Annotated in this window: 9 protein-coding genes; 5 read left to right on the plus strand and 4 right to left on the minus strand. The window is 68.7% G+C overall.

The features are described 5' to 3' along the window. Positions 1-3: 3 nt before the first annotated feature. Together AX769_RS13550 and AX769_RS13555 are read right to left on the minus strand one after the other, a co-directional pair. Complete coding sequence (locus tag AX769_RS13550; protein ID WP_066280238.1) at positions 4-546, minus strand: GrpB family protein; 543 nt, start codon at positions 544-546, stop codon at positions 4-6. Positions 547-567: 21 nt separating this feature from the next. After that, positions 568-972, minus strand: coding sequence for a hypothetical protein (locus tag AX769_RS13555; protein ID WP_066280240.1), 405 nt, complete (start codon positions 970-972; stop codon positions 568-570). Between the two features lie 64 nt (positions 973-1,036). Between AX769_RS13555 and AX769_RS13560 the strand changes: the two genes are divergently transcribed. Both AX769_RS13560 and proS read left to right on the plus strand, forming a co-directional pair. After that, the gene (locus tag AX769_RS13560; protein ID WP_066280247.1) at positions 1,037-1,618 is read left to right on the plus strand and encodes a GNAT family N-acetyltransferase; all 582 of its coding nucleotides are present in this window, start codon (positions 1,037-1,039) and stop codon (positions 1,616-1,618) included. Positions 1,619-1,731: 113 nt separating this feature from the next. Beyond that, entirely contained in the window at positions 1,732-3,156 is a 1,425-nt protein-coding gene (gene proS / locus AX769_RS13565; protein WP_066280250.1) for a proline--tRNA ligase, read from the plus strand. A gap of 21 nt (positions 3,157-3,177) precedes the next feature. Here proS and AX769_RS13570 read toward each other — a convergent pair whose 3' ends face one another. Then, positions 3,178-4,866: an ABC-F family ATP-binding cassette domain-containing protein gene (locus AX769_RS13570; protein WP_066280253.1), complete on the minus strand. Its 1,689-nt coding sequence runs from the start codon at positions 4,864-4,866 to the stop codon at positions 3,178-3,180. Between the two features lie 239 nt (positions 4,867-5,105). Between AX769_RS13570 and AX769_RS13575 the strand changes: the two genes are divergently transcribed. From AX769_RS13575 to AX769_RS13585, 3 genes are all read left to right on the plus strand, one after another. After that, positions 5,106-7,409: an alpha-L-rhamnosidase C-terminal domain-containing protein gene (locus tag AX769_RS13575; protein WP_066280255.1), complete on the plus strand. Its 2,304-nt coding sequence runs from the start codon at positions 5,106-5,108 to the stop codon at positions 7,407-7,409. Between the two features lie 314 nt (positions 7,410-7,723). Continuing rightward, on the plus strand, positions 7,724-9,115 hold the full coding sequence (locus tag AX769_RS13580) for an NAD-dependent succinate-semialdehyde dehydrogenase (protein ID WP_066280259.1): 1,392 nt from the start codon (positions 7,724-7,726) through the stop codon (positions 9,113-9,115). Positions 9,116-9,455: 340 nt separating this feature from the next. After that, on the plus strand, positions 9,456-10,619 hold the full coding sequence (locus tag AX769_RS13585) for an SLC13 family permease (protein ID WP_066283705.1): 1,164 nt from the start codon (positions 9,456-9,458) through the stop codon (positions 10,617-10,619). Between the two features lie 25 nt (positions 10,620-10,644). Here AX769_RS13585 and AX769_RS13590 read toward each other — a convergent pair whose 3' ends face one another. After that, positions 10,645-11,232, minus strand: a complete 588-nt coding sequence (locus AX769_RS13590; RefSeq protein ID WP_066280261.1) for a DoxX family protein — start codon at positions 11,230-11,232, stop codon at positions 10,645-10,647. Positions 11,233-11,325 lie beyond the last annotated feature (93 nt).

Raw genomic sequence — 11,325 nt, forward strand, 5'->3', positions numbered from 1 at the left:
CCCTCAACCGGCGGCGTTGAGCTCGAGGATCAGGCGGCGCTCGTCGGGCGTGAGGTCGGCGAGGGCCAGGACGCGCTGCAGCACGTCCGACTTGCCCACCGTGTACGTATCGATGTCCATGTCGGGGTCGGCGGCCAGCGCATCCTTGACGGCCGCGTAGGCGTCGCGAAGGTCGGCACGGCGTCGCAGGATGTCACGGACGGCCAGGTGGTTCCGCACGTGAAGCGTGCCGGAGGCGCACACGTACACGTGGCGGGCCGGCTCCTCGTCCGGTGCGCCCAGGGCTTCGCGGCCGGCGAGCCCGTAGTCGCCGACGTGCGCGTAGCCGACGGCCTCCAGGGCGCTGACGGCCGCAGCGACCTGCTCGGGCGGCACGATCACGTCGACGTCGAGGATCGGCTTCGCCGCGAGCCCCGGCACCGAGGTCGACCCGACGTGTTCGATCCGCGCTTCCTTCACCGCCGACAGAGCTTCGAGCAGGTCTGCTGCCACACCCTCGAGCTGCACGACCCATTCGGCCCGGTAGGGCACCACATCAACGGCCATCGACTCGCCGCACCTCTCGGCTCACCACTCGACGTCACCGTGGAGGAAGAGAACGGCGCCGGTGGGACCGTGCCACTCGTCGATCCAGGCCAGCGAGCGCTTCGTGCGGCCGAGGACCGGTTCGCCTGCGCTCCGCAGCGCCTCGAGCGCTCGAGGCGAGAGCCATTCCGTTCGGCACCCCTGTGCGCTGCCGCCGCAGCCGCAACTGTCGACGGCCACGGCGCGCGCGTTCTCCACCGCCGTGGCAGCGGCGGACGAACTCAGCTCTTCGCGAACGAGACTCAGAACGGTGCCGTTCAGGTCGACGAGATTGCCGTCGTCGTCGAGCACACCGGGCCGCGGTGGCGGTTTCCGGCTCGCCGTCAGGTCCGCCCGGAGCTCGGCGGCGATCTCGGCGAGCGACTGGGCTCTCGGCTTCTTGGCCACGTCCCGATCCTCGCACGGGCGTCAACGACAGCGCCAGCGTGCCGGGGCCTGCCATCATCGGAGGATGGAACAGCGCGTGATCACGACGGCCCGGCTGACACTCGTGCCCCTGGGCGACGAGCACCTGGAGGACGAGGTGACGCTCGACTCGGATCCTGCCGTCATGCGCTACCTCGGCACCGGGCTGCCCCGCACGCGCGACGTGGTGCTGCAGCAGCACGCCCGGCGGTTGGGGTCGGCGCGCGACGGGCTCGGGTTCTGGATGGGGTTCGCCGACGCCGACGCCGACGGCGATGCCGGCCCGGCCGTCGGCTGGTGGCTGCTCAAGCCCGCGCAGCACGGCGACGAGCGCGGGCAGGCCGAGCTGGGGTACCGCCTGCTGCCTCGCTACTGGCGGCAGGGGCTCGCGTCGGAGGGCGCGGCCGCGCTGCTCGATCACGGCTTCGGAGAGCTGGGGCTCGAGAAGGTGTTCGCCGAGACGATGAGCGTCAATCTCGGGTCGCAGGCCGTGATGAAGCATCTGGGCATGACGTATCTGCGCACGCGCCCCGTCGATCCTGACGACGAGGTGATCCCGGGGTCGGAGCACGGCGAGGTCGATTACACGATCACGCGCGACGCCTGGCTCGGCCGACCCCGGCGCTGACTCACGGTCGAACTGCGATCTCAGCGGCGCTTGCCGCGCGCGCCGCGCGAGCCGGCGAACCGGCGACGAGGCTCGGGCGCCGCAGCCCCGGCGCGACCCGGTAGCGTGGCCGGATGGCAGGCAGCAGGCACGCGACCGTGATCACCCCGCAGCAGGACGACTTTCCCCGCTGGTACCAGGACGTCCTCGAGAAGGCCGAGCTGGCCGACAACGGGCCGGTGCGCGGCACCATGGTGATCCGACCGTACGCCTACGGGCTCTGGGAGCGTATGCAGCACGAGGTCGACACCCGCATCAAGCGCGCGGGTGCCGAGAACGTCTACCTGCCTCTCTTCATCCCCCAGTCGTATCTCGAGCGCGAGGTCGAGCACGTCGAGGGCTTCAGCCCCGAGCTGGCCGTGGTCACGCACGCCGGCGGCAAAGAGCTCTCCGAGCCGGTCGTCGTCCGCCCCACCAGCGAGACGCTCTTCGGCGAGGTGATGTCGAAGTGGATCCAGTCGCACCGCGACCTGCCGATGCTGCTCAACCAGTGGGCGAACGTGGTGCGCTGGGAGATGCGGCCCCGTCTCTTCCTCCGCACGTCGGAGTTCCTCTGGCAGGAGGGCCACACGGCGCACGCGAGCCAGGAGGATGCGACCGCGTACGCCCTCCGCATCCATCTCGACGTCTACCGCGACTTCTTGCAGGAGGTGCTCGCGATCCCCGTTCTCGTCGGCGTCAAGTCGAAGCGCGAGCGCTTCGCAGGCGCGATCAACACGATGACGTGCGAGGCGATGATGGGCGACGGCAAAGCCCTGCAGATGGCGACCAGTCACGAGCTCGGCCAGAACTTCGCGAAGGCGTTCGACATCACCTACACGGGCGCCTCCGGCCAGGTCGAGACGTGCTGGACCACCTCGTGGGGGTCGAGCACGCGCATGGTCGGCGGCCTGATCATGGCGCACGGCGACGACCAGGGCATCCTCGTGCCGCCGCGGGTCGCACCTGTGCAGGCCGTCGTCATCGCGGTCAAAGACGATGAGCGCACCATCTCGGCGGCGACGCAGCTGGTGCAGGATCTCGAGGCGGCCGGCGTGAGGGCTCGTCTCGATGCCCGCACGACGCAGGGCTTCGGGAGGCGCGCGACCGAGTGGGAGCTGAAGGGCGTGCCGCTGCGCATCGAGGTCGGCCCGCGCGACCTCGAGGTCGGGCAGGCCACGATCGCCCGCCGTGACTCGGGCGACAAGTCGCCTCTGCCGCTCGGTGAGATCGCTGCCCGCGTGCCGATCCTGCTCGAAGAGATGCACGCCGAGCTGATCGCCACCGCGAGGCGTCGGCTCGACGAGCGCACCATCGACGCGGCCACGGTCGAGGAGGCCCTCGAGGCGGCGCAGACCGGGTTCGCGCGGATCCCGTGGCGAGACCTGGGCGAAGAGGGCGAGGCGACCCTCAACCGGAGTGCCGTCACCGTGCGGTGCCTTCAGACGGCGGACGGCACGGTACCCGGCCCGCAGGATGCCGAGGCCGACCTCGTCGCGATCGTCGCCCGCAGCTACTAGCGCGCCCGGCCCTCGGCAGCCTCAGCGCGCTCGCTGCACCCGCTTCTCGCTCCACACCGGCTCGGGCGCCTCGTACACGGTGCCGTCGCTGCCGAAGACGATGAACCGGTCGAACGAGCGCGCGAACCAGCGGTCGTGCGTCACGGCCATCACCGTGCCCTCGAAGCGGTCGAGCGCCTCCTCGAGAGCCTCGGCCGAGACGATGTCGAGGTTGTCGGTCGGCTCGTCGAGCAGCAGCAGCGTCGCTCCGCTGAGCTCGAGCAGCAGGATCTGCAGCCGCGCCTGCTGCCCGCCGCTCAGCGACTCGAAGGTCTGCTCGGCCGACGAGACCAGCCCGTAGCGGTCGAGCGCCCGGCTCGCGGCCTCGCGCGCCAAGCCTCGCCGCTCGTCGTCCCCCCGGTGCAGGATCTCGAGGAGGGTGCGGCCCACCATGTCGGGGTGCTCGTGCGCCTGCGCGAACCAGCCCGGCACCACCCGTGCCCCGAGCGTTGCGCGACCGGTGTGCGGCACCGGCTCGAGCTCGGCGCCCACCGCGGCCACGTGCCCTTCGCGGGGTTCGGGATCGGAGCCGCCGCGGGCCAGCAGCCGAAGGAAGTGCGACTTGCCCGACCCGTTCGACCCGAGCACGGCGATGCGCTCGCCGAACCAGAGCTCGGCGTCGAACGGCTTCATGAGCCCCGTCAGCTCGAGGTGCTCGCACACGACCGCGCGCTTGCCGGTGCGGGCCCCGGGGAGCCGCATCCGCAGATCCTGCTCGGGCGGTCGCTCTTGCGGCGGGCCGGCGAGCTCGAACTTGTCGAGGCGGGTGACCGCCGCCTGGTAGCGCGACGCCATGCTGTCCATCGCGGTCGCCTTGACCTTGAGGGTGCGCACGAGGGTCTTGAGCTTCTCGTGCTGTTCGTCCCAGCGCCGTCGCAGCTCGTCGAGGCGGTCCATCCGGTCGATGCGCGCCTGGTGATAGCTGTGGAAGGATCCGCCGTGCGTCCAGCTCGTGTTGCCGGCCGCCCCGGGCTCGATCGTGATGACGCGGTCGGCGACCTGCCCGAGCAGCTCGCGGTCGTGGCTGACGAGCAGCACGGTCTTCGGAGTGGTGCGAAGGGACTCCTCCAACCAGGTCTTGCCGGGCACGTCGAGGTAGTTGTCGGGCTCGTCGAGCAGTAGCACCTGCTCGGGCCCGCGCAGCAGCGCCTCGAGCACGAGCCGCTTCTGCTCGCCGCCCGAGAGGGTGCTGACCTCGCGCCACCGGGCGCGCTCGTACGGCACACCGAGGGCCGCGATCGTGCAGGTGTCCCAGAGCGTCTCGACCTCGTAGCCGCCGGCCTCGGCGTAGTCGGAGATCGCGTTCGCGTAGGCCATCTGCGTGTCGTGCTCGTCGCGCTCGATGAGGGCGTCCTCGGTCGCGGTGAGCGCGCGGCTCGCCCGGCGCACGGCGTCGGGCGCGACTGACACCAGCAGGTCGTGCACCGTGGTGTCGCCGTGGACGTGCCCGACGAACTGATCCATCACGCCGAGGCCGCCGTCGATGGTGATCGCGCCGTCGTCGGCCTTCAGTTCGCCGCGGATCAGGCGCAGCAGCGTCGTCTTGCCGACGCCGTTTCCGCCGATCAGGACGGCGTTCGTGCCGTCGCCGACGTGGAAGGACACCTCGTCGAGGAGGGTGCGGCCGTCGGCGAGCGTGTAGGTGATCTTGTTGACGTCGATGTAGCCCATGGGCGCGGCGCCCTCCTGCGGTGTGCCCGCTGCGGGGTGTGTCCGTGCGGACGCCGCCCGGGCGGGCAGCTGATCAGGCTAGCAGAGGCGTCGACCTTGCATCATTCGATGAATGGGTTTTGACTGGCCTGGGTGTTTCGGATCACTGAGACGATGTCGTCGTGATGAAACGATTCACCCTGGCCGCACCACTCGGCCCTGTCCCACCGTTCGACGAGATGAACCCAATGGAGGGTTGCATGCGCGTATTCCCCACTGCCTCGACGCCTGTCGGCAGAAGAAGAGTCACCACTCGAGGCCGACGGAGGGGGCGCACCGCCGCGATCGCCACCGTCGTCGCCGTCGGCCTGTCGGTCGGCCTGGCCACCCCGGCGATGGCCGGCCCCGCACCGACCTCGTCAGCCGGCCCGTCGCATCCTGCTGCGTCGTCGCCCTGGTCGACCGCCGACTACCGCCCGACCCCCGGTGACTGGTCGCCCTATGTCCTGGCGCCGAGCGGCCACACGGTCGACCCGACGTCCGTCCTGTTCGCGCAGAGCCGCGGCGGCTCGATCACCGGCACACCGCAGGCTGCGATCGCCGGCCGCGGTTCGGTCACTCTGACGAGCGGCTCAGCCGGCACCGCGGCCACGTCTCCCTTGCTCGCCCTCGACTTCGGCAAGGAGGTCGGCGGCGAAGTGAAGGTGCACGTCACCTCGTCGACGGCCACGGCGCCGACCCTGCACGTCTGCTTCAGCGAGTCGAAGGCCGAGATGGCGCTGACGCCGACGCAGAACAACGGCGAGGCCGCCTACGCCCCCGGCTGTGACACGGCCAACATCTTCAACGGGTTCGGCTCGGCGCCCTACACGTACGACTCCGACAGTCACACGCTCGCGTTCGACACCGGCAAGCTGCCGGCGACGGTGCAGGACGCCCAGATCCGCGGCGGGTTCCGCTACGTCACCTTCTTCGTCACCGGGCCCGGCGCGGTCACCTTCGACAAGGTCTCGCTCGACTATCTGGCCAGCCCCAACGAGAAGAACCCCGCCGACTACAAGGGCTGGTTCCTCTCGAGCGACAACGAGCTGAACAAGATCTGGTACGCGGGCGCCTACACGGTGCAGATGGACACCTGGCTCTCCGACACCGCGAAGAGCTGGCCCTACGCCGACGGCGAGCCCGACTCGGCCGACGCGCAGATCCCCTACGCCGACCCGTCGCAGGAGGTCATCCTCGACGGCGCCAAGCGCGACCGCGTGGTGTGGCAGGGAGACCTCGCCGTCGAGGCCCCCGTCACCTACCTGTCGACCGGAGACACGGCAGCGGTCGACAACTCGCTCACATCGCTCGCCAAGCAGCAGCTGCCCGACGGCTACGTGCCCGCCGAGAGCCTCGTCGGCCCGCACAACACCGGCGAAGAGCGCACCTACGGCGAGTACGTCACCTGGTTCGTCAACAACATGTACGACCACTGGCTCTACACCGGCGACCGCTCGTACCTGTCGGCGAACTGGACGGGGCTGCAGGAGGCCATGACCTGGCTGGGTCAGCAGCGCGACTCGACGGGCCTGATCTCGTTCGCCGCCTCGGGATCCTGTGGCCATTATGGGTACACCGACTGCGGCCACGAGACCTACGTCAACTCGCTGTACGTGCAGAACCTGCACCAGATGGCGACACTGGCCGGTGCGATGCACTCGTCGTCGGCCATGGCTGCCGCCTACGGTTCGCAGGCGACCGCCGTGTCGTCGGCGATCAACGCCCAGTTGTGGGACCCCTCGACGGGTGCCTACCGGCTCTCGACCGAGACCCCGACGGTGTACCCGCAGGATGCCAACGCGACGGCCGTGCTGACGGGCGTCGCGTCGGGAGCGCAGGCGACTCGCGCGCTCGCCTACCTCAAGGCGAAGAACTGGTCGACCGACGGCTCGCTGAGCGTGTCGCCGTCGACACCGGGCGGACCGCAAGCGCCGAACTACGAACCGCTGCCGAGCGGCTTCGAGGCGACGGCTCGGCTCGACTCGGCGACGACCGCGAGCCAGGACCTCGGTGAGCAGCTGATCAAGACCTACTGGGGCGGTCAGCTGGCGCAGGACCCAGGCAGCACGTTCTGGGAGAAGGCCGCCACCGACGGCACCCCGGGCCTCGGTGACTTCACGAGCCTCGCGCACGGCTGGGCATCCACCCCGACCGTCGCGCTGACACAGCAGGTGCTGGGCGTGACGCCGACCTCGGGCGGTTACGCGACCTTCTCGGTCGCGCCTCGCCCCGGCACGGTCTCGTGGTCCGAGGGCTCGGTGCCGACGCCGCACGGCTCGATCGCCGCGTCATGGAGGAAGTCGGCGTCGCAGTTCGCGCTCACGGTGAGCGTGCCGCGGTCGACGTCGGCCACGCTCGCCGTGCCGTCGTCGGCCTCCGCGACGGTGACGCTCGACGGGCACGTCGTGTGGGCACACGGACGCTCGGTCGGGCACAGCGGTGCTGCCTTCGCCAGCGGATCCGTCAGCGTCGCCGGCGTGGGCGCCGGCACGCATCGGCTCGTGTCTGCCACGCGCAGATAGGGCAGCGGAGCCGCCGTCTGCTCAGCGGACGGCGGCTCACTACTGACAGCCATCCAGGTACGGCCACGATTCGGACGTCGGAGCGCTGAGGTTGATCTGGGTGATGGTCCATCCAGTCCTCTTCATTCGTCGCGAAGTGAAGGTCACGGAAGATCACAACCGCTCGCCGGAGAAGGGGCCAAGGTCCCGTCTCGGCCATCCCTGGCGATTGTCTCCATGTCGACGAGGAGGGGTCGAAGGTCCCTACCCGCACCAACGGCACCCTGTCACCGTAGGAGTCGAGGCAGCACCGCTGCAGAAGAAGGTTTCGACAGATGACGTATCAGACGATCAACCCGTACACGAACGAGATCGTGGCGTCCTTCGACGACGCGACGACGGAAGAAGTGGATGCCGCCATCGGGGCCGCTCACGATGCGTTCCTCTCCTGGAGGGAGACGCCGTTCTCCGAGCGCACAGCCGTTCTGGCGAAGGCCGCCACGCTTCTCCGCGCCGACAGGCGGCGATACGCCGAGCTCCTCACCCTCGAAATGGGAAAGGTGATCGGTGAGGCCGAAGCGGAAGTCGATCTGTCGGCAGACATCCTGCAGTACTACGCCGACCGCGGCGAGACGCTCCTCGAGACGATCAAGGTGCCCGTGGCGTTGACCTCGGAGGGTGAAGTCGAGATCGTCAGCGAACCGCTCGGCGTGATCCTCTCGGTCGAACCGTGGAACTTCCCGTACTACCAGGTGGTGCGCGTCGCCGCACCCCAGCTGCTCGCCGGCAACACGATCCTGCTGAAGCACGCGAGCAACGTTCCCCAGGCCGCCGCAATGTTCGACGACCTCTTCGAGCGAGCCGGTCTCCCTGCCGGATCCTTCAAGAACCTCTATCTGCCGCACGATCTCACCGAGCACGTGATCGACGACCCGCGAGTTCGCGGCGTCGCCCTGACCGGCAGCGAAGAAGCCGGATCCGTCATCGCCGCCTACGCCGCCAGGGCTGTCAAGAAGAGCACGCTCGAACTCGGCGGTTCGGATGCCTTCGTCGTCCTCAAAGACGCCGACATCGACAAGACCGTCGAGTGGGCCGTGTTCGGCCGCCACTGGAACGCCGGCCAGGTGTGCGTCTCGGCGAAGCGCCTCATCGTCGTCGACGACATCTTCGACGAGTTCATCGCAAAATACCGCTCCGGTGTCGCCGCCCTGATCATGGGCGACCCCATGGACGCCGCGACCACCCTGGCCCCGCTGTCATCACAGGGAGCCGCCGACAAGCTCGAGATTCAGGTCGAGAAGGCCGTCGCGAGCGGAGCCACGTCCGAGAAGCTCGGCGCCAAGGCCCCGACGAAGGGCGCGTTCTTCCAACCGACGATCCTGACCGGGATGGACAGCACCAACCCGTCCTATTACGAAGAGTTCTTCGGCCCCGTCTCGATCATCATCCGTGCCGAGAGCGAAGCCGACGCCATCAGGATCGCAAACGACTCGCCATTCGGCCTCGGAGGCTCTGTCTTCACGAAGGACACCGTGAACGGCGAGAAGGTCGCGCGTCAGATCGAGACGGGCATGGTCTATGTCAACCACCCGACCATGGTCAAGGCGGACATTCCCTTCGGCGGGGTCAAGCACTCCGGCTACGGGCACGAACTGACCAACCTCGGCATCCAGGAATTCATCAACAAGAAGGTCATCGACGTCGTCGACATCAACGCCGCCTTCTGATCGATCAGCGACTGCTCGGCATCATCCTCGTCGCCAAACCCCAGGCCGGTCCCACGGTGGCGCTCGGCATCGTCGGCTTCTGTCTCGGGTGGGCGAGCACCACCATCGCCCGCTACGTCTATCCACCCGCGACACGCTCACCGGACCGATGACATGGTGATGATCGAACCTCCGCCGTTCTGAGCGCCGGCCAGTGTCCAACGTCCCGCCGAGCGGGTTCGGGCAGGTCGATGTGTCGCGAGATGCGATGATGGTCGCTGTTGCCTCGACGAGTCGACTCGGCCCGCCGCCATTCGATTTGCGCGTGTCGTCCAGCGATCTGCCGGTGAGGATGGTGCCCGTGAGAACAGCCCTGCTCGGTGTGATCCTGCTCGTCCTGGGTGCCGTTGCGATAGCCACCGGCATCCTGCCGGTGCCCGACGCCCTCGACGTCGCGAACCGGGTCTGGCCGATCCTGCTGTTCGTCGTCGCCATCACGGTCGTCACCGAACTGGCGGCCGAGGCCGGACTCTTCACCGTCGTCGCCGAGCGCCTGGCGAAGTGGGGGCTCGACCGCGCCTGGCTCCTCTGGCTTCTGGTCGTCGTGCTCGCCACGGCCTGCACCGTGTTCCTGTCTCTCGACACGACCGCGGTGCTGCTGACGCCTGTCGTCGTCCTACTGGCGCGCCATGTGGGCCTTCCGCCGTTGCCTTTCGCCATGACGACGATCTGGTTGGCGAATACGGCTTCGCTGTTGCTCCCGGTGTCGAACTTGACCAACCTCCTCGCTGAGCACGAGCTCGCGACAGGTCCGTTCGCCGGGCCCATCGGTTTCGCGGCTCTGATGGCAGTCCCGGCACTCGTCTGCATCGTCGTGCCGAGCGTCGTCCTCTTCGTGGTGTACCGGAGGGCCCTTCTCGCGCGCTACGAGCCGAAAGCGGGCACGTCGCCCGAGGATCGCGTTCTGCTCGGAGTCAGCGCAGTGGTGGTGATCCTGCTGGTGCCGGCTCTGGTGTCGGGAATCGCCGTCTGGATTCCCGCTGCCGGCGGGGCGATCGTGCTCGCTGCCTTCTTCGCTGCCCGTCGCACGACCGTCCTGAAGTTCTCGATCCTGCCGTGGCAGATCGTGGTCTTCGCGTCCGGACTCTTTCTGGTCGTACAAGCGGCCGGCGGCCTGGGCCTGACGACGGTCCTGAGCTCACTCGTGGGGACCGGGGATTCGGGTCTCGACCTGCTCCGTCTCTCCGGGGTGGCCGTGGGCGGCGCCAACGTCGTGAACAATCTACCGGCGTACCTCGCCCTGGAGCCCGTGGCCGGCAGCCCGCTACGACTTGCCGCACTCCTGATCGGCGTCAATGCGGGGCCCCTGATCACGCCGTGGGCCTCGCTTGCGACCCTCCTCTGGCACGAGCGACTGAGGGCACTCGACGTGCACATCCAGTGGAAGCACTACATCGGTCTGGGCTGCATCGTCGTGCCGATAACGGTCGTGCCCGCCGTTCTGCTGTTGCTCGCAGTCCACTGACGGCGTTCCCTCCGGCGCGGGGCCCTCATACCAACCAGCCGTTCTTTCGAACGAGCCCAAGCTGCTTCCAGAACCGTCCGAATCCGAAGGTGTCGCCCGTCGCCAGGCAGGCCGCGACGATGAGTGCCAGCGCGTAGACGATGTGGTAGTCGACGAGCGGATTGGTCGATGCGACGTTGATTGTGAACGGCCACTCCGCCAGGTACATCAGCACCATGACGACGCTCCCGACGACTGCGCTGATCCGCAGCCCGACGCCGAGAATGACGGCGATGCCGATGGCGAGCATTCCGACCATGAAGAGGATGTCAGTGGCAGGCCCTGCGATGTCCGCGAAGAAGGGCTTCAGTGGGCCTGTGACGCCGGCCCCGGTCAGGAACCCTTTCGTCGGTGACCCGCCGCGGATCCACGCGCCTGCGGCCGGGGTCGAGAAGCCGAGGCCGAAGGCTTTGTCGAGAAACGCCCAGAGGAATACCCAGCCTGTCGCAATGCGGAGCGCGGCAAGCCACCCTCGCGCTCGCGCCGAGGTGACGAGGACGGTCTCCGGGCGAGTTGCTGAGGGCGAGGAGGTCGCTGCGAGGGGTGCGGACGTGGTGCGTGTGGTGCTGGTCATGGTGACTCCTTGTGAGGGTGAGGCTGCGAGGGAGGTGGTGTAGGCGGTGTAGGCGGTGCAGGCGTCACGACGCCGTAAACCCGCGAACGCCCC

The organism is Frondihabitans sp. PAMC 28766 (assembly GCF_001577365.1).
In the GTDB taxonomy this organism is placed as follows: domain Bacteria; phylum Actinomycetota; class Actinomycetes; order Actinomycetales; family Microbacteriaceae; genus Frondihabitans.

What these genes read in the sequence shown, in the direction of transcription:
- AX769_RS13550 (WP_066280238.1), bottom strand. Translation starts at nt 546, where the DNA reads ATGGCCGTTGATGTGGTGCCCTACCGGGCCGAATGGGTCGTGCAGCTC.
- AX769_RS13560 (WP_066280247.1), top strand. Translation starts at nt 1,037, where the DNA reads ATGGAACAGCGCGTGATCACGACGGCCCGGCTGACACTCGTGCCCCTG.
- proS (WP_066280250.1), top strand. Translation starts at nt 1,732, where the DNA reads ATGGCAGGCAGCAGGCACGCGACCGTGATCACCCCGCAGCAGGACGAC.
- AX769_RS13570 (WP_066280253.1), bottom strand. Translation starts at nt 4,866, where the DNA reads ATGGGCTACATCGACGTCAACAAGATCACCTACACGCTCGCCGACGGC.
- AX769_RS13575 (WP_066280255.1), top strand. Translation starts at nt 5,106, where the DNA reads ATGCGCGTATTCCCCACTGCCTCGACGCCTGTCGGCAGAAGAAGAGTC.
- AX769_RS13580 (WP_066280259.1), top strand. Translation starts at nt 7,724, where the DNA reads ATGACGTATCAGACGATCAACCCGTACACGAACGAGATCGTGGCGTCC.
- AX769_RS13590 (WP_066280261.1), bottom strand. Translation starts at nt 11,232, where the DNA reads ATGACCAGCACCACACGCACCACGTCCGCACCCCTCGCAGCGACCTCC.